Here is a 17,684-nt window from a genome sequence, read left to right on the forward strand (position 1 = left end):
TTCTGAAAAGCAAGTAATGCTCCCGTCCGTGAATACTCTTGCTCAGCCGGGACGGCGCGCCTCGCTACGGGCGGCCGCTTGCTGCGCGGCTTCTTCGAAGGCGAGGTCGAGCAGTATATCCACGTCCTGGGCGGGCAAGTCGGCGGCATCCACGTTGCGCAGCCGGCAAAAAAGGGCAAGCGCCTCGGCGGCTGCGGCGAAAGCGTTGTTCATATCGCGGGAGTGTAGGCGTTTCTTTCTCATGCACCGCATAACGGCATGCGGATCACCGGACTTTAGCGTGTGGGTAAGCGTGTCGTTGCTCGTCGGTGCAATGATCCTCGCGGCGTTAGCCGACACGGGCGTGGCGGACATGGACCTCGCGCCGTCGATGAATCTGCTCGGCTCAACGCAGCCACTTGCGCACGTCCTGCTCCCAGTCGGGCTGTCCGCAGTTCGGCGGGTTTTCCGGGCCTAGAACGGTGATGTAGCCTTTGCTCTTCATACAGGATTCGTAGGCGCGCACCTGTGTGCAGCGGTCCGCGCCTGCCTGTCGCGACTGCGTCTTGCAGGCGTTCATCGAGTTGTCCATGCCGCTGAAGTCGGCGGGACCGTCGTTGTTGGAAGCGGGTGGGTTGGCGCTCGCGGAGAATTCGACCGGGCCGGTCTGTGCGCAAGCCGAAAGGAATAGGGCGGTCGCGATTGAAAGCGCTCGGAACGGCAGACCCAGCGGGAAAGTTCTCATCTTCTCGATTCTCCAGGCGTTATCGATGTTTTGCGTGGTTGTTGTCGTGCAAGTTCAAGGTGACATGGCCCGGTGCGCTGGCGTGCTTGATGGCTGTGGCGCAGAACGGGCAAAGTTGCCGGCGACGCTGGGCATTTTGTGTTTTGCATGCGGTGCACCTAATGCCAAGGGTGTTATTCGCAGTGACGTTTGGGATGATGCCGTCTTGTCTATTATCCGCGCGGAGGTTACTGCGTGTCCCGGATCGTGACGTGATGGCTTTCTGCGTTTGACACGCGGCGGACTCGGCGCCCGCGCCTGTTTTGCCGCAGTCCCTCCCTGGTGGGATGACGTCGGATGCATTGTTCCTGTGTGTAGAGCGAATCGTGCTTTGCGCTTGGCATTTTGCATGTGGTGCTTTGCATGCCTTCCGCATCATTCGCCATTCGCCATCCCTGCGCCAGGCACTGTGTGCAAATCCACGGTCCAGAGACAGCCCATTTCGCCGATACCTCTCGTCTTTGAGACGATCGAGTAGTCAATCGAGACGCTGCGACATTCGCGCAACGGCCTGACGGACCTAAGCTTTCTCCATCGACGGACACAAGAGCGCAGCACGCGTTCTTACCCGCGCATTCACGGAGAAGGGCAATGGACACCAATGATCGTATGAACAAGCGTCAACCGATGCCGGTCGCTTTTTTCGGCATCGCGGTGGGCCTTCTGGCCTTGGCGGGCGCATGGCGAGCGGCGGCGCATGTCTGGGCGATTCCGGCCGTCGTGCCGCCGCTCTTGACCGCGGGCGCGCTGTCGGTTTGGCTCGCTTTGATGATCGCGTATGCACGCAAGTGGCTTGTCGAGCGCGACGCGGCCATCGCCGAGATGGCGCATCCCGTGCAGTCGTCGTTCGCCGCGCTCGCGCCTGTATCGACGTTGCTCGCGGCGCAAGCGGTGCAGAACTTTTCGCGAGAATTAGCGATCGCGTTGTTCGTCGCGGGCGTGGTGAGTCAGCTCGGCCTAGGCGCTTATCTTCACGGACGCTTCTGGCAAGGCGGCCGGAAGCCCGAACTGACGACGCCGGCCATCTATCTGCCAACCGTCGCGCCGAGTTTCGTCGCGGGAACGGCGGCAGCGAGTCTGGGTTGGACGCAGATCGGCGCGTTGTTCTTCGGGGCGGGTGTGTTCTCGTGGCTCGCGATCGAATCGATCGTGCTGCATCGCGCGGCTGTACACGATCCGCTTCCCGACGCGCTGCGTCCCACGCTCGGCATTCAGCTCGCGCCGCCGGTGGTGGGAGGCGTGTCGTATCTCGCGATCACGCATGGCGTGCCGGATCTCTTCGCTTACATGCTTCTCGGCTACGGTGTTTATCAGGCAATGATGCTCACGCGGCTCCTGCCGTGGATTCGTCAGCAATCGTTCACGCCTTCGTACTGGGCGTTCAGCTTCGGCGTGGCGGCGTTGCCGACGATGGCAATCCGCATGCTGGAACGCGGCGCAGCAGGTCCGCTGCTTTGGCTGGCTCCGGCATCTTTCATCGTGGCGAACGTGGTATTTGCGAGTCTCATCGTCGGGACCGTGCTGGCCCTGTTCAAGGGCAAGCTTTTTCCGATAGTGGCCACGCAAGTCAAGACAGTTTGAGGCGACGAGCCTGCGAGGTGCAGGCTCGTTCAACACAAACATGCAACTAATGGTCGGTTTTTTGAACATCCACATTCAACTGTCGACGTCGTACCGTTCTCCAAAACTAGCTTCCAGTTTGGCCTCGACGTAATCACGCAGAAACGCTACCCAAGTCTTGATCTTCGCATCGAGGTATTGGCGCGAAGCGTACATTGCATACACCGTCATCTTTTGCAGTTCCCAGTCCGGCAGCACGCGCACCAGCGCGCCATTCGAAAGCGAGGGCAGGGCAGACAACATCGGCAAAGGCGCGATACCCAGACCATTGGCCACCGCGACGGCGAGTGCATCGGCGGAATTCACGCGAAGGCGGCCAGGCGGAAGTTCGACATCGACCTTTCCTTGCGTGCCTTCGAACGTCCATCGATCCACCGGAAAGAATGTCGTGACGAGTTGAAGGCACGCGTGCTTCGAAAGATCTTCCACGGTAATCGGCATGCCGGCCCGCCGCAAATAGTTCGGCGATGCGCACAGCACGCTCGGCATCGTGCAAATACGCGTGGAGACGTGCGCGGAGTCGGGCAGCGTCGAACTCGTGACCTGCAGGAAGACGTCGTAGCCTTCGTCGAGCATGTCGGGAACCTGCTGCGACAAGGTCAACTCGACGCGCACGAGCGGATGCTCTTCCAAATACTGAGAAAGCGCCGGCACGACATAGTGATGACCGAAGGTGATCGGCGCGTGCATGCGCAACACGCCACTTGGCGACACTTGCGCGTCGCTGGCTTCCGCTTCAGAGAGGTCGACCAGCGAGATCACTTCCTTGCAGCGCGCCAGATAGCGATTCCCGGCATCGGTCAATGCGACGCGGCGCGTCGTGCGATTCAAAAGACGCGTGCGCAGGTGCGACTCGAGTTCGGTGATCGCGCGCGACGCTTGCGCGGTCGTAATGTCCATGTGCTGCGCGGCGACGGTAAAGCTTGCCGCCTCGGCTACCCGGACAAAGATTCGCATGCTGCGCAAGAGGTCCATGGCCGGCATCCTTTTTATCGAGCCGGAAATATCCCATGCACGATACGAGCGCGCAACCCGCTGACGGGTTCAACAGGGCACTGCAAGCTTCATTTCAGTGTTCACATCTGTTACAGCGCTTGTAACTCAAGCCTGCGAAGGCGTCGCTAACATGGATTCATGGCTGCGATGCGCGGTCGCTTCGGACGAGGAAAACATGAACGTGAAGAGTCTCATCGGACTGGGTATCGCGTCTTGTGCGGGGCTTGCTTGTGGATCGGCGCTGGCGGGTGTGAGCGTCGGCGTTAATCTGGGTGTACCGGTGGCGGTCTATGCGCCGCCTCCGCCCGTATATGTGGCGCCCGCCGCGCCGGTTTATGCCGCGCCGCCTCCGGTCGTGTATCAATCGCCGCCCGTGGTCGCTTATCAACCGGCGCCCGTTGTCGTCGCGCTTGGGCCTGCTGTCATCGTCGGATGGCATGGCGACCGGTATTGGGACGGCTATCGGTACTGGAACCGGCGTGACTGGTACGCGCATCACGGTGGATATGGATATCGCCGCTGGTAAGCGGGGACGAACGGGGAGTCGCATCGATCATGAACAACATTAATCGACAACACGGTAAGCGAGGTGCAGTTCGAACGCTCGCGACTGCAACTGCGATAGTCATCGCGGCGGGGCTTGGCGGCTGCATCTATGCGCCGCCTTACGGCTATGCGCCTGCGCCCGCTTACGGCTATGCACCGGCGTATGGCTATGCCTACGGCCCCGGTTATTACGCGGCGCCGGCGGTTTCAGTGGGGATCGGCGTGGGCGGTTATGGGCATTGGCACGGGCATTGATGCGTGATGGTTGTGAGGGCGGCAGGAGACGCCATGACTTTGTTGGTACACACGTTGCTCCTCCGTCGTCAGACCCGGAGGATCACGTCATGTCCCATGAAACCAAAACCTCACTTTCCGCCAACGCGCGCTGCGAATCTTTCATGCTGGCGCAAAACGGCTGGGTACCGAATAACACGCGCTTGCCGGTTCGCGTCTGGCGTAATGCAATCGACTCGCGCGAGTTCGACATAGCCGGCCGTTTCGAATCTCTCTTTCAGCAAAACGGCTGGCCGCCGCAATGGCGCGACGGGGTCTTCGACTATCACCACTTTCACTCGACCGCGCACGAAGCGCTCGGCGTGGTCTCGGGCGAGGCGGAATTGATCATCGGCGGGCCGAAAGGCCGAGTCATCGCGATCCGCGCAGGCGATGCCATCGTTCTTCCCGCCGGCACCGGGCATTGTCTTTTGATGAGTGGTCGTCGCTTTCAAGTGGTGGGCGCCTATCCGCCGGGACAGCAGTGGGACATCCGCCGCGAAGGCATCAGCGAGGCGGAGCGACAAGCGATGGAAGCGTTGCCGTTTCCCCATGACGATCCCGTGGCCGGCGAAGATGGCCCGCTCGTCCATCTCTGGCGGTAAAGCCACGCGTTCCTGGCGTCACTGCTTCGCTTCGGCTGCGCGTCGTGCACGCGGCCACGCAACGCGCTTGACCACGCCCGTTGCAAGCCCTGTCCCGATCAGCACGATTCCGCACGCCACCGCCATCCCGACCGATACACGTTCGGCGAGAAATAGCGCGCCCCACAGAATTCCGAAGATTGGAATGACGAAGGTCACGGTAATCGCGCGAGCGGGCCCAGCCACGGCGATCAAATGGAAGAACAGCATGTAAGCGACGCCTGTGCATGCCACGCCCAATCCGAGCACCGCGCCCCATGCGTGCATCGACACGCTCGCTGTCGGCCACCAGAAAAGCGCAAACGGCAGCAGGACGAGCGTCGCGGCGCTCATGGTGCCTGTCGCGACGATCAACGAATCGACACCCATGAGATGCCGCTTGGTGTAACTGGCGGCGATCCCATAGAACAATGTCGCGCCCAGTGCGGCCAGGGCGGCGAGCGCAGTGGCGAGCGGTGCAACGGGCGCGGCGCCGGCATCGTGGACGAACATCTGATCCCAAACCAGCGCGAGCACGCCCGCAAAGCCGATGGCGAGTCCCGCGATGCGTAGCTTGCTCAGGCGATCGTCGAGCCAGATGTAGGCGACGAGCGCGCCCCACAGCGGCGTGGTCGCGTTGATGACGGAAGTGACGCCAGCCGACAGCGTCAACTCCGCATAGGCGAAAAGGCAAAACGGCGCGGCCGAGTTGAGAATGCCGACCATCAGAAGCGGCCATGCGCGCTCGCGCATCGTGGTGAGTGCCTGACGCATGCGGCCGCGAAGCACGAGCACCGCAAACAAAAACACCGCGCCGATGCCGACGCGCAAGGCCATCAACGGCGCCACGCCCAAATCCGTTACGCCGATACGAATGAAAAGGAACGAACCGCCCCACAGCGCGGCAAGGATGAACAACTGGACGAGATTGACGGGATTCATGGCGGGCTTCGCAAGAGAGGGAAGAGCGAAGCCATGGTATCGGCGCTTGTTGAGCGGATGCTTCCGCGCGGCGTGAAACGAATCATGCAGCATCAAGCCCGCATCACCGATAAACGCTTCGTTCTTGTTCGCCGAATCGTAGGCTGGCCGTGTGGGCGTCGCAAACGAGCAATTCTCACTGATATGTGAGCCAGATTGCGATTGAGTCGATATCGCGTGGCGCCATATCGTCAGGAGCGAGTTGCCGCCGCGCCCATTCGGTGCGACTCTTGCGTAAGGGTGACATGGGCGTCACGACAGGCTTGATGACTTGGTGGGACGACGTAAAAAGGAGAGCGCCATGGACAATGCAAACGGCAACAAGAAGGGAGTTGCGGCATCGGGCGAATCGCTGCCGCTTCGGCAAAGGCGCGTGCAAGGCGCACTCGGGTCCGCGCTCACGCCCGGTCTCGAACAGCATCAGGGCGTGATTCCACTCTCGCCCGGCGCGCCGCACAGACCGGCGCACGCGGCGCATCCGTCGCATCCGTCGCGGCACGTGCATGGCAGCGTGCTGGAAGGCGGCGACAGTCCGGCCGTGCTCGCGCAGCCCGCAGCAGTCACGGCGCAGCATCTAGGTAGCCGGTTTCATCCGCAGGCGGCCAAGAACAAGTTCATCGAGCATGGGCGGCGCGCAAAGGACGCCGTTGCGATGCGCTATCGCGACGTCACCGAAGGCGCCGACGATTACGTGCACTACAACCCGTGGAAGTCGATTGCACTTGCGGCAATTGGTGGACTGATCGTCGGCTTGCTGGCCGCCCGCTGAACTTTTGTCGAAGTGCGGGCCTCGTCCTTGCTAAATCACGTAAATGGCGCGGTGCTTATCATTGCGTCATTCCAACATGAACCGACGACCCTTCAACATGCGCCCCGGGCGCAGCGAAATCTGGAATCAGCGTACCGCCGTGGAAAGCGATCCACGGCGCGTGATGCTCGTGCATTCCGAGTCCGATGTCGGCGAATCTTTCGCGATGATGCTCGCCATGCGTGGCTTCGATGCCGTGCAGATCGCGGATGCGCAAAGTGCGCTTCATTTCGCTCACATGTGGCGGCCGCAGGTATTGTTCATCGATACACGCGTGAACGAGGCGCACGAGGTGCTGGCAAAGCACGACCATGCACTTGTACGCGCGTTGCGCGAATGTGGCAGGGAGGCATCGCTGGATCAGATGTTGATTGCGTTCGCGGCCGAGGAGAGCAGCGACCCACGCGACGTGTTGTTGAGCGCCGGCTATGACGGATTCTTCAGAATGCCGTGCCCCGTGTGGCGTCTTTTCGATGCGGTGACGCGTTTTTACGTGCACTGATAAGTGCATCGAGCGTCGATTCGTTCACCGAGGCGGCGCCGCCGCCCCGATGCAACGCGTACGCGTTTTGCTATTGCTTCGTACTGTTCCTGAAGTCGCCGGTTTCGAGTTCCACGGACTGGCCGTGATTGCGTTCGAGCGCTCGCCGCGCTGAATCTTCGATTTCGACGCGTCCGCCTTCGAACGCGCTGAGGATGGCATGGGAAGAGGTGCCGGTATTGCCGAAGTGATCGTTGAGCGCATCGAGAGAGACGCTGCACCAGACTTCACGTCCATCTACATTGGCTTCGAACGCAACTCGCGCTGCCGCCACGACGTGACGCCGCCCACTGAACTCTATCGTCATCCTTATTACCTCCGGTTGTTCGTTTGAGGCACGTGGACCGCAATGCTCGTGATCCACGCTTCAGGTCGCGCAACGGCAATGACGCTGATACTCGACTCAAGCTGCACAACTACGCGCCTGTCCCGTGCATCATACGCCGCCCGCCACGGGTTCGTGCTTTTGCAATGGCCGTGCCCGAACGCATGTGGACACGCGTGCAACGATCAGCCACAACACGCACAACCGCCGCGATGGCGCATGCCGTAGCTCCCCGAATCTTCGCTCGCGTTGGCGCCGCCGTTACCGCCGCGTCCAAGCGATGGCGCGCCGATGGTGACGCGCGCGCTGGTTTCACCGCAGCGTGGACAGGCTGCGGGTTCATCGCGTTCGGCGATACGGCGATTTGCTTCGAAAGTGCCGCAGTCGGCGCATTCGTAATCGTAGACAGGCATGGCTTCTATCGGGCAGAAGATGGAATGAACGACCAGTTTATCAAGTTCGAGCAAGCGACATTCCGCTTCACGCATTCTCGAATCTGCCAGAAAAACATTGAGTGGCACCTGCATTGCTGACAGCAGGTAGCACCAATCGCCACAGGAGGCCACATGAAACGCAATATCGTTATGATCGTCACCGCGCTTGCAGCAGCCGCGCCAATCGCGAGCTTTGCACAGACCGAAGCTGCCAGCACCACGCTTGCCAACGACCTTACGCAACCGGACAAGGATTTCGTGCAGGGCGCGTCGTCTTCGGGATCGACGGAAATCGATGCCGCCAAGCTTGCTCAGACGCACTCGCAGGACAAGGACGTAAAGAGCTTGGCGCGTCATATGATCGTCGACCATACCAAGCTGACCGTGCAGTTGAAAATGGCGGCGCCCAAGGGCGTGACCGTGCCCAAGGACAATTCGGATACTTCCGCGATCGATTCACTAAAGGCACTGCACGGCAAGGCATTCGATACCGCATATATCCAGAAAGTTGGCGTGCAGGGTCACCAGGAGGCAGTGGCGCTATTCCAGAAGGAAGCAGACGGCGGCCAGAACGCGAAGCTGAAGGAAGCGGCGCAAAAGGCGTTGCCGACGATCCAGGAACACTTGAAGATGGCTCAGGATCTCGCGTCGAAGAAGGGCGTGCAGTAATCGTTCGTTGCGGCGTCAGCCCTATATTGACGCCGCCATTCCCATGTGTTTTAACGCGCCTGTTCGCGTAGCAGGCGCAAGCGCGCTTCGGCAATCGACTGGAAGCCGCCCCCGTGTTCGTCGAAGATCGATACCTTTCCCTGCCCGATGTCGTATACCCAACCCTGCACTTGAAGCTGGCCAAGCGCGAGCCGTCCCGCGACTGCCGGATGCGTACGCAAATGCGTAAGTTGAAGGCGGATGTTTTCTTCGACCATCGCCTGAACCATGCGCTCGTGTTCGAGTTTTCGCGCCCGTACCACACTGCGCGCCGCTTCTGCGTTGCGTAACCACGCGTGCACCGTAGGCATTTCATCGGCGATGGTTGCGCCCGAGGCGAGGCCTTTCATCGCGCCGCAGTCGGAATGGCCGCAGATCACGATCTGCCGCACGTTCAATGCGAGCACCGCGTATTCGACTACCGCCGACACGCCGCCGAGCATCTCCCCATAAGCCGGCACGATATTGCCGATGTTGCGGCACACGAAGAGCTCGCCGGGCCGCGTCTGCGTGATCATCTCGGGCGACACACGCGAGTCCGCGCACGTGATGAAAAGCGTGTGCGGTGCTTGCCGTCGCGCAAGACTCTTGAAAAGCGCTTCGCTATCGGGGAAAACGAAGTGGCTGAAATCGTCCGCGCCCTGAAGGAGATAGAGGAGGTCGGGCGTGTCGGAGCCGTTGCGTTCTTCACTCATCGATTTATCGGACATGGGCGCCTCGGGTTCTGGACAATGCGCGGCGTTGGTTCGCGCTCAGGCGAGAGCTTGCGGGGTTTTGAGATAGATCGCAAGTCGAAGGAGCGAAGGGCGGTGCACCAGGAGAGGGCGTGAGTGGGGGAATCGCTTTGCAGGCGAGGACGTTTCTTTATAGTTATTGACGAATTCGGACCGGTGGTTTGTTATCTTTGGGTCCGTTTTCTTTTGCGTGCCCGAAGCATGTCCGCCAAATCCGATTCATACGGCGCAGCAGCGGCGTTTTACTCCAGCGAGCGGTTCGTTGAAGCGCTTGAAGCGCTGGAATATCAAATAAATCAGCCGTATGCGGATATCGAAGCGCTGAATCTCGCCGCGGTGTGTTGCTATCGCCTGAATCGACTCGACGAGGCCGAGTCGCATTGGCGTCGTGCGGTAGCGCAAGATCCTCAATACGCCGGTGGATATGCCAACCTCGGTAATTTGCTGATGCTGCGAGGTAGATTGGATGATGCAGAGACTGTCTATCGCGAGGCGATTGCCATACGTCCTGATTTCGCGGAGGCTCATTACAATCTCGGTAATCTGCTTGTCAAAAAGGAACGTCTTGTGGAGGCAGAGGCCGCGCTTCGTCAGGCGTGTGCCGCGCGCGCCGATTTCGCCGACGCACATTTTAATCTCGCGAATCTTTTGAAGAGTCAAGGTCGATTGGCTGAGGCTGAAAGTGCTTTTCAACGCGCAATTGCTGCTAGAGGAAATTACGCGGACGCATTCAACAATCTGGGTAATTTATTGCGTGAATCAGGACGCCTCGTGGAAGCAGAAGCGGCTTTGCGGCAAGCCGTGGCGTGTCGCCCTGATTTTGCTGAAGCAGATTTTAATCTCGCTCAGGTTTTGAACGATCTGAAAGACTTTGCGCAGGCTGAGGCGTTTTACCGGCGCGCCGTCGAACTCCGACGAGACTACTCGGAGGCACATGTCGGTCTCGGCGCGGTTTTACATAAGCTGCAACGCGTGCAAGAAGCGCAAGCGGTATTTCTCGCGGCACTGTCGGTTTGTCCGGACGACACGAATGCGCTTATGGGGCTGGCCAATGCCTACCACGCACTCGATTCGTTGGAGGATGCGGAACGCATATATCGTCGAGTTCTCATTCTGGAGCCGGATAACATACAGGCAAGAACCACACTCGGTTATACGCTACAAAAGCTGGAGCGCCTTTGCGATGCCGAGGCTGAATACCGCGAGGCGTTGATTCTCGCGCCCGATGCTGCCGATATCCACTACAATCTCGGCATACTTTATGGTCATCAAGATCGCCTGAACGACGCTGAACGGACATATCGCCGGGCAATAGAATGCTGTTCGGATCACGTCGAAGCGCATAACAATCTTGGCCGCATTTTGCAAAGTCTTGGTCGCCTTGAAGAGGCTGAATCAATCCTGCGCCGGTCGATTGCAATCCGAGACGATATTCCCGAGGCTCATAATAACCTCGCCGGCGTACTCAAGGATATGGGCGCAATGGAAGAGGCAATCCAAAGCTTCCGTCGCGCCGTCGATTGCGGACCGAACGATGAATGTGTGCATCGAAATCTCAACTACGCGCTGACCTATCACGCAGAAACGCCACGCGAAATTCTCGAAGAATGTTTGCGCTTCGCCGCGCGACACGAAGCGCCGCTGCTTCGCCATGACATCGTCCATACCAACAATCGCGATTCTGAGCGACGGCTCAAAATTGGCTACGTCGCGCCAGACTTCGACGGACACTGTCAGGCCATGTTCACCGCGCCGGTCTTCGCGCAACACGATCACGCGGCGTACAACATCTTTTGTTATTCCAGCGTTAAAACGCCCGACGCGATAACACACCTGATCCGTCCGATGGCCGACACCTGGCGCGACGTTTACGCGCTCGACGACGAGCAATTGGCGCAACTCGTTCGCGACGATGGCATCGACGTATTGGTCGATCTGACGATGCACATGTCGCGCGGCCGTCCGTTATTGTTTGCACGCCGGCCCGCGCCTGTGCAAGTGCAATGGCTCGCGTATCCGGGCACGACGGGCAGCAGCGCCATCCGCTATCGCCTGACCGACCCGTGGATCGATCCGCGCGACACGGCCGATCTCGCCGATCGTTATAGCGAAGAGACCGTGTGGTTGCCCGAGACGTTCTGGTGTTTCGATCCGCGCGTCACGTCGCCGAATGCACCGGACGTGAATGCATTGCCAGCGTGGCGCAACGGTCACATTACATTTGGATGCCTGAATAATCCGTGCAAGGCGTCCGAGCGCACGTTGCGCATGTGGGCGGCAATACTCGCCGCCGTGCCCAATGCGCGCTTCATTCTGCTAGCCGGTCCGGGCCCGCGCGAACGTTTCAGTGAGCGTCTCGGCGCGTTGGGCGTCGATCTGTCGCGAGTTCGGTACGTGGGATATCAGTCGCGCGTCGATTATCTGCGGACCTATCAATCAATCGATATCGGCCTCGACACCTATCCGTACAACGGCCACACGACGAGCCTCGACGCCTTGTGGATGGGCGTGCCCGTGCCATCGCGCGCGGGCGACACGTCGGTCAGCCGCGCGGGTCTGAGCCTGCTGATGAATCTTGGCATCGGCGAGCTCGTGGTTCATGACGACGCGGCGTACGTCGATGTCGTGACTCGCCTCGCCAACGATCTGCCGCGTTTGACCGAGTTGCGCTCGACGCTGCGCGCAAGACTCGAACGCTCGCCGATGATGGATGCACCGCGCTTCACGCGCAATCTGGAAGCGGCGTATCGGCAGATGTGGCGCGCGTGGTGCGCTTCGCCAGGCGCTTGAAAAAGAGCGTCACTTCGGTTTTTACGAACCGACACCTCTGAAAATTCACGTTTTTCAATGTCGAATGCTGCGATAGGCTTGGGTCATTGTAAGTAAAAAGAAAGGATTCGACATGAAATGCCCCGTGTGTCCCGCGACGGATCTCCTGATGACCTCGCGCGAGAGCATTGAAATCGATTATTGCCCGTCCTGTCGGGGCGTGTGGCTCGATCGCGGCGAACTCGACCGGCTCATTCAGCGCGACGAACAGGTCTCGCCGCAGCAAACGGCAGGGCGCGAAGCGTGGCGCGACAAGGACGACGATCGCGACCATCGCGTGCGACCGCGCTATGACGACCATCGCTATGGCGACTCGCACTCGAGATATGGACATTCACGCAAGAAGAAGTCGTTTCTCGGCGATCTGTTCGACTTCGGCTGAACCCGTCTTTCCAACCTTTCAGGCAATCCGACCCAACCGCGCGCTGCGCGAAGGAGATCAAGCATGGCAACGGTAAAGCAAGTACTCAAGGCCAAGAGCGATGACACGGTGCATACCATCGACGTCGAAGCGAGCGTGTTCGATGCGGTCGTGCTGATGTCGAAGGCCGGCGTTGGTGCCGTCGTGGTCACGGTGGGAGGGCGCGCGGACGGCACGGTGTGCGGGATCGTCACCGAGCGCGACTACGCGCGCAAAGTCATCTTGCAGGACAAGGCATCACGCAATACGACCGTGTGCGAAATCATGAGCGCGCCCGTGTTGTCGGTGAGCCTGCGCACGAGCACCGACGAATGCATGGCGCTCATGACCACACGCCATGTCCGTCATTTGCCGGTGATCGAATGCGGCCGGCTGATGGGGATCGTTTCCATCGGCGACATGGTGCGGCAGTTGATCGATGAACAGCAGTTCGCGATCGAGCAGCTGGAAACGTACGTTCGCGGAACCAGCGAAGAAATGCCCGCTTGCGCGCTTACCCGGCGCAGTCCAGTGCCGCAGACGTTGGCGCTGCGTTTCGCTTGATGCGCAAATCAGCGCGCATCCGCATTCAACAGACGCCCCAGGCTATCCGCCAAGCCACGCCATCCCCCCAACTCGTTGGCGCGTACGAGCCGCGTGGCCGGATACCACTTCGTTACCGCCGGATCGTGTTCGTACCGCCATTCAGCGACCTGATTGAGCAGCAAGTAATTGCGTTTGCCGAGCGCGCCCGCGATGTGCGCCAGGCTGCCATCGTTGCCGGCGAACGCATCGAGCCGGTCGAGCAGGGCGATGGATTGCGCGAAAGTCGTATTGGAATCGAGCGTCGTGAACCGGTTGAGATTGCGTGAACGCGGGTCGTCCAGCCAACGCTTGCGCTCGAAGCCGCGCTGCATGATCACCCAGTAGATGTCGCCGGAGTGGTCGAACAGCGCGTCGAGATCGGGCAAACATAGGCTCCGATGACCGAAATTGTCCGGCGATTCGGACGACGACCAGAAGATGCCGACGCAGCGCCTGCCGCGCGCGCGATGCCAAATCGTGTCGAGAATGGCGTCGGCCGCATCCGGCTCTGCGGGCTCGATATAGCGCCCGAACGGCATATGGCCGAGCGCTGGGAAGAGGGACGTGAAGAGCGCGAAGGGATCGGTCCACATGTCGCCTTCCGCCGATGCGCGTATGAAGCCGGCCGCGCGCATCGCGGCAGCAAGCGCCTCGTGTTCGGATTCGGGAATGACGAGCCTGAACCGGCTGTCTTCATACTCGACTTTCACTCCCATGACTTCCAGCGCGCCTAGATAGCGCACCCATTGAATAAGATCCCCGTAACCGGATGCAATCGACTTGACGGTGATACGCGCGGGCAATTCACGCTGGCCGCTCCAGTATCCGTCGAGATTCACATGTGGAAAGAGCACGCTCCGCGCTTCTGGCGACGACCACCATCGATGCATTGCCGCAACTCCATGCTCGATGCCGTGCAGCCGCATCTGGCTGCGTGCCTGGTGATGACCGAGCACGTAGACGGAATGCTCGTCGACGCCATCCGCATTTAAATCGAGTACGCGTTGATCTTCGCCGAAATAGTGCCAGCCGTAGACGCGCCACAAAAACGCGCTGATGGCCGGCGTCGTCGGCTTCTTTCCGAAGTAATCGATGGCGGTGAGCGCCGTTTCCTTCAGTCCCAAGTGGGAGCAGGCATCGGCGAGACAGTGAATCTGGTAGCCGAAAACATCCGACTCGCGCGTCAGATAAAAACAGATGTCGAGCGCCTTCTCGAATTGCTGCGCGCGCAAATGCGTTACCGCGCGCCAATGCCAATAATCGGCGCTATTGCTGTCAGTGGCGCGGCGTGCATCGAGGAACTCGAAGCATTCGTCGATGTCGCCGGCATATATTTTCGGCGGAAGGTCCTGGTAGTTTTCGATCATGCGATGACTCTTATCGTTTGACGCGGACGCGCTCGATGAGCGCATCCAGGTAGTCTGGCACTGCTACGTCACTGAGTTTCAAGGTTTCGACTAATCGTTGAAAAAGATGACAATTTTTGAATTATTCGGTGAAGAACGGCTATTAAGTATAGGTGGATGTTGCGGTATAAACGCGACATCTCTACTAAGCTCTGACGCGCATGTCGAGGCCAATTTGAAATGTCCGATATCCGGCTAAATTGAAATGTCCGGTTTGGGGTCGGTTCCTGCTTCCAAAGAAGACAGTTTCCCCACCGAGGCTGCCCGCATTTCGGCACTTCTGAGCATCATCGCGTTCAGGTCGATCTGCTTGAGTTCGCGTTGCTTGCGCGTGTTGTTGGCGCGCATCTTCGGGCGCACCTCTTCGCCCCGATTGGTGCGTGAGGGCGCTGACTTGATAGGGCGATTGTCGCGCTCCATCTGCACCTGCCTCGACAGCGCAAGGACGTGTCCAAGACGCTTGTTGTCGACCTCAGCGCCCTGGTCGACATGGGACAGGCGATCATAACGTCGACAGGGCAACGCCGCGCCATTCGCCCAAATCTCGATGCGCCCGTCCGGGTACTCGTACACATCGAGATAGCGATGGATCAAGGCGCGCGTCGCCGGCGAATCTTCAAGCAGGTACATCACGCGATCGTATTGCACCGTCAGCGAGGCCGAGACGCAACGAGATTCGCGTGCCGTCAGAATCGAATCGAGATCCTCGTCGGCACGCACCGGACGATGCGCGTCAAAGTCGCTCTTCGCGCGCTTGCCGAAACGGTCGTTGAAGTCGGCGATGAAGTGGGGCGCATAAGCATTCGCGGCCTCCCACGTGTCGATCTCGCGCAGCCGCAATTCCTTGACGAGCCGATCCTGCAAGGTCAAGTTGGCACGCTCCACGCGCCCCTTCGCCTGACTGCTGTTGGCGCACAGGGTCTCGACGTTGAGCTCGTACAAGGCCCGGCCAAACTGCGTGACCCCCTTGTCAGCCTTGCGCGAGCCCCGGTTGAGCGAGAACACACTGGCTTTATCGCTATACAGCGCCAAGGGCTTGCCGTGCTGCTCGATGTAGCGGCGCGTTGCCTCGAAATAACTGAAGGTCGATTCGGTGGCCGTGAAGTGCAGGGTCATCAGACGGCTGGTGGCATCGTCGATAAACACCAGCAGCGTGCAGGCCGGCGCGCGCTCCTCGAACCAGCGGTGATCGCTACCATCGATCTGGATCAGTTCGCCCAGACACGCGCGGCGGTTGCGCGGCTGGTGAATCCGCGGCGGGCGTTGGCGGCGAGGCACCCAAAGACCCGCTGCCGTCATCAGAGAACGAATCGTCTCGACGGCCAGCGCAATGCCGTGGCATTCCCGCAGCTTCTCACACGCCAGCGTCGGACCAAAATCGCTATAGCGCTCTTTGACGATGGCCACGGCCCGGACCGCCAAGCCCGCGTCGACACGATGATTGTCCGTTTGACCGCGCTTGCCGGAAACCAGGCCCGGCGCGCCTTGTTCGCGTAACCGCGCACTGAGACGCCGCACCTGTCGTGTACTCAGTCCGAGTCGCTCGGCGGCCCGCCACGGTTTGAGCAGTCCGTCGACCACTGACTGAAACACTTTGAATCGGTCCAACTCGCGCATCGACATGGTAATCGTGTCCGTTGCAGCCATCGCGGTCTCCTGCGCCGAAGCATCGGCGCGGGGTAAGCTTAGGCGGCTCGAAGCGGACATTTGAATCTGGCTAAAAGCGGACATTACAATCTAGCCGCTACAACGCAAAACTGCGCTAATTTATCTTATGTAAACTCAAAGATTAGACACAGCAACCACGACCCCAACATCACCCCATTTCCTCCGCCCGCCCCAAAAGAAACGCCTGCTCCCGAGCATTCCTAGTCAACGCAGCCGCACGCGCGAACTCCTCGCGCGCTTCGTCTTTGCGTCCCAACTTTGCCAGCAAATCCGCACGCACACTCGGCAACCAGGGATAAGTCCTGAGCGCTGGCTCCTTACGCAAATCATCGACGATATCGAGCGCAGCCTGCGGCCCATAAGCCATGCTCACCGCGACCGCGCGATTCAGCTCGACCACCGGCGTGGGCGCCGTTTGCATGAGCGCGTCGTATAACGCGACGATCATCAGCCAGTCAGTCGCGTCGGCGCTCGGTGCGCGCGCGTGACACGCGGCAAGCGCCGCCTGAACCGCATACACGCCGCGCCCGCCGCCCAAGGTCTCCGAGCGCTGCAAGGCCGTCAGCCCACGACGAATCAAAAGCGGGTCCCAGCGGCTGCGGTCCTGATCGAGCAACAAAATCGGCCGTCCCTGGGCATCGACACGCGCCTTCGTGCGCGACGCCTGAATCTCCATCAACGCGACGAGGCCGTGAACTTCGCTCTCCGTGGGCATCAGCTCGGCGAGAATGCGTCCGAGACGCAGTGCGTCTTCACAGAGCGCGGGGCGCATCCAGTCGTCGCCGGCGGTCGCTGAATAACCTTCGTTGAAAATCAAATAGATGACTTCGAGCACCGACGCAAGCCGCGCCGCCCGCGCGTCCGCCTGCGGTACCTCGAACGGCACGCGCGCCGCCGTCAGCGTGCGCTTCGCGCGCACGATCCGCTGCGCGATGGTCGGCTCCGGCACCAGAAACGCGCGCGCGATTTCATCGGTCGTCAAGCCGCCGAGCAGGCGCAACGTCAGCGCGGCGCGGGCATCGACGGAAAGAACGGGATGACACGCCGTGAAAATCAGCCGAAGAAGATCATCGCCGATGTCGTCTTCGCGGGCCGCGTCGAGGGCATCGACGAAATCGGGCGTGATGTGCATCTCCTGGGCGTCGAGATCGCGGCCCAGTTCCTCGTGCTTGCGCGCGTGCAGCGTGTGCTGCCGCAGCCGGTCGAGCGCCTTGTTCTTCGCTGTCGTCATGAGCCACGCTCCCGGCTTGTCCGGCACGCCCGCATCGGTCCAATGCTCGAGCGCCGCGACGAACGCGTCCTGCGCGAGTTCCTCGGCAAGCGCGACGTCGCGCACCACGCGGGCCACGCTCGCAATCACTTTCGCCGATTCCATTCGCCACACCGCGTCGATAGTCTTGCGCGTCGCGATCGACTGAGCCGCCCGCCCGGCGTCCGAACGCTC

The 17,684-nt window shown here is 60.4% G+C and carries 20 protein-coding genes; 10 read left to right on the forward strand and 10 right to left on the reverse strand.

Annotated elements, in window-relative coordinates; genetic code table 11:
• Positions 1–42 precede the first annotated feature (42 nt).
• Positions 43–354, reverse strand: coding sequence for a hypothetical protein (locus LDZ28_RS06380; protein WP_244827852.1), 312 nt, complete (start codon positions 352–354; stop codon positions 43–45).
• A gap of 31 nt (positions 355–385) precedes the next feature.
• Positions 386–724 carry a hypothetical protein gene (locus LDZ28_RS06385; RefSeq protein ID WP_244827853.1) on the reverse strand — a complete coding sequence of 113 codons (339 nt, stop codon included), beginning with the start codon at positions 722–724 and terminating at the stop codon, positions 386–388.
• 630 nt (positions 725–1,354) lie between these two features.
• On the opposite strand from LDZ28_RS06385, the gene tehA reads away from it, so the two are divergent.
• On the forward strand, positions 1,355–2,344 hold the full coding sequence (tehA, locus tag LDZ28_RS06390; protein WP_244827854.1) for a dicarboxylate transporter/tellurite-resistance protein TehA: 990 nt from the start codon (positions 1,355–1,357) through the stop codon (positions 2,342–2,344).
• Between the two features lie 75 nt (positions 2,345–2,419).
• On the opposite strand, the gene LDZ28_RS06395 is transcribed toward tehA, so the two are convergent.
• Complete coding sequence (locus LDZ28_RS06395; protein WP_244827855.1) at positions 2,420–3,358, reverse strand: LysR family transcriptional regulator; 939 nt, start codon at positions 3,356–3,358, stop codon at positions 2,420–2,422.
• Positions 3,359–3,554: 196 nt separating this feature from the next.
• Here LDZ28_RS06395 and LDZ28_RS06400 point away from each other — a divergent pair, with 196 nt between their 5' ends.
• The 3 genes from LDZ28_RS06400 to LDZ28_RS06410 all read left to right on the forward strand — a co-directional run bounded on the left by LDZ28_RS06400 (position 3,555) and on the right by LDZ28_RS06410 (position 4,803).
• Complete coding sequence (locus LDZ28_RS06400; RefSeq protein ID WP_244828020.1) at positions 3,555–3,905, forward strand: hypothetical protein; 351 nt, start codon at positions 3,555–3,557, stop codon at positions 3,903–3,905.
• Between the two features lie 29 nt (positions 3,906–3,934).
• Positions 3,935–4,180, forward strand: a complete 246-nt coding sequence (locus tag LDZ28_RS06405; RefSeq protein ID WP_244827856.1) for a hypothetical protein — start codon at positions 3,935–3,937, stop codon at positions 4,178–4,180.
• An 89-nt stretch (positions 4,181–4,269) separates the two neighbouring features.
• Entirely contained in the window at positions 4,270–4,803 is a 534-nt protein-coding gene (locus LDZ28_RS06410) for a cupin domain-containing protein (protein WP_244828021.1), read from the forward strand.
• A gap of 18 nt (positions 4,804–4,821) precedes the next feature.
• Here LDZ28_RS06410 and LDZ28_RS06415 read toward each other — a convergent pair whose 3' ends face one another.
• The gene (locus tag LDZ28_RS06415) at positions 4,822–5,763 is read right to left on the reverse strand and encodes a DMT family transporter (RefSeq protein ID WP_244827857.1); all 942 of its coding nucleotides are present in this window, start codon (positions 5,761–5,763) and stop codon (positions 4,822–4,824) included.
• Positions 5,764–6,103: 340 nt separating this feature from the next.
• Here LDZ28_RS06415 and LDZ28_RS06420 point away from each other — a divergent pair, with 340 nt between their 5' ends.
• Together LDZ28_RS06420 and LDZ28_RS06425 are read left to right on the forward strand one after the other, a co-directional pair.
• On the forward strand, positions 6,104–6,571 hold the full coding sequence (locus tag LDZ28_RS06420) for a YqjD family protein (protein ID WP_244827858.1): 468 nt from the start codon (positions 6,104–6,106) through the stop codon (positions 6,569–6,571).
• 76 nt (positions 6,572–6,647) lie between these two features.
• The gene (locus LDZ28_RS06425; protein WP_244827859.1) at positions 6,648–7,112 is read left to right on the forward strand and encodes a response regulator; all 465 of its coding nucleotides are present in this window, start codon (positions 6,648–6,650) and stop codon (positions 7,110–7,112) included.
• Positions 7,113–7,182: 70 nt separating this feature from the next.
• On the opposite strand, the gene LDZ28_RS06430 is transcribed toward LDZ28_RS06425, so the two are convergent.
• Positions 7,183–7,458 carry a DUF1488 domain-containing protein gene (locus LDZ28_RS06430; RefSeq protein ID WP_244827860.1) on the reverse strand — a complete coding sequence of 92 codons (276 nt, stop codon included), beginning with the start codon at positions 7,456–7,458 and terminating at the stop codon, positions 7,183–7,185.
• Positions 7,459–7,661: 203 nt separating this feature from the next.
• Entirely contained in the window at positions 7,662–7,889 is a 228-nt protein-coding gene (locus LDZ28_RS06435; RefSeq protein WP_244828022.1) for a zinc ribbon domain-containing protein, read from the reverse strand.
• A gap of 153 nt (positions 7,890–8,042) precedes the next feature.
• On the opposite strand from LDZ28_RS06435, the gene LDZ28_RS06440 reads away from it, so the two are divergent.
• Positions 8,043–8,579: a DUF4142 domain-containing protein gene (locus tag LDZ28_RS06440; protein ID WP_244827861.1), complete on the forward strand. Its 537-nt coding sequence runs from the start codon at positions 8,043–8,045 to the stop codon at positions 8,577–8,579.
• Positions 8,580–8,629: 50 nt separating this feature from the next.
• On the opposite strand, the gene LDZ28_RS06445 is transcribed toward LDZ28_RS06440, so the two are convergent.
• Entirely contained in the window at positions 8,630–9,328 is a 699-nt protein-coding gene (locus LDZ28_RS06445; protein ID WP_244827862.1) for a carbonic anhydrase, read from the reverse strand.
• Between the two features lie 120 nt (positions 9,329–9,448).
• Here LDZ28_RS06445 and LDZ28_RS06450 point away from each other — a divergent pair, with 120 nt between their 5' ends.
• From LDZ28_RS06450 to LDZ28_RS06460, 3 genes are all read left to right on the forward strand, one after another.
• Positions 9,449–12,142: a tetratricopeptide repeat protein gene (locus LDZ28_RS06450; RefSeq protein WP_244827863.1), complete on the forward strand. Its 2,694-nt coding sequence runs from the start codon at positions 9,449–9,451 to the stop codon at positions 12,140–12,142.
• A gap of 112 nt (positions 12,143–12,254) precedes the next feature.
• Positions 12,255–12,563, forward strand: coding sequence for a zf-TFIIB domain-containing protein (locus LDZ28_RS06455; protein ID WP_244827864.1), 309 nt, complete (start codon positions 12,255–12,257; stop codon positions 12,561–12,563).
• Positions 12,564–12,626: 63 nt separating this feature from the next.
• On the forward strand, positions 12,627–13,145 hold the full coding sequence (locus LDZ28_RS06460; RefSeq protein WP_244827865.1) for a CBS domain-containing protein: 519 nt from the start codon (positions 12,627–12,629) through the stop codon (positions 13,143–13,145).
• A gap of 8 nt (positions 13,146–13,153) precedes the next feature.
• Here the strand turns inward: LDZ28_RS06460 and LDZ28_RS06465 are convergent, their stop codons facing one another.
• The 3 genes from LDZ28_RS06465 to LDZ28_RS06475 all read right to left on the reverse strand — a co-directional run bounded on the left by LDZ28_RS06465 (position 13,154) and on the right by LDZ28_RS06475 (position 17,615).
• Complete coding sequence (locus LDZ28_RS06465) at positions 13,154–14,533, reverse strand: hypothetical protein (RefSeq protein WP_244827866.1); 1,380 nt, start codon at positions 14,531–14,533, stop codon at positions 13,154–13,156.
• Between the two features lie 234 nt (positions 14,534–14,767).
• Positions 14,768–16,195, reverse strand: coding sequence for an ISNCY family transposase (locus LDZ28_RS06470; protein WP_370652133.1), 1,428 nt, complete (start codon positions 16,193–16,195; stop codon positions 14,768–14,770).
• A gap of 193 nt (positions 16,196–16,388) precedes the next feature.
• On the reverse strand, positions 16,389–17,615 hold the full coding sequence (locus tag LDZ28_RS06475; RefSeq protein WP_244828027.1) for an RNA polymerase sigma factor: 1,227 nt from the start codon (positions 17,613–17,615) through the stop codon (positions 16,389–16,391).
• Positions 17,616–17,684: the final 69 nt, after the last annotated feature.

The sequence above is a fragment of the Caballeronia sp. TF1N1 genome, from assembly GCF_022878925.1.
GTDB lineage: Bacteria > Pseudomonadota > Gammaproteobacteria > Burkholderiales > Burkholderiaceae > Caballeronia.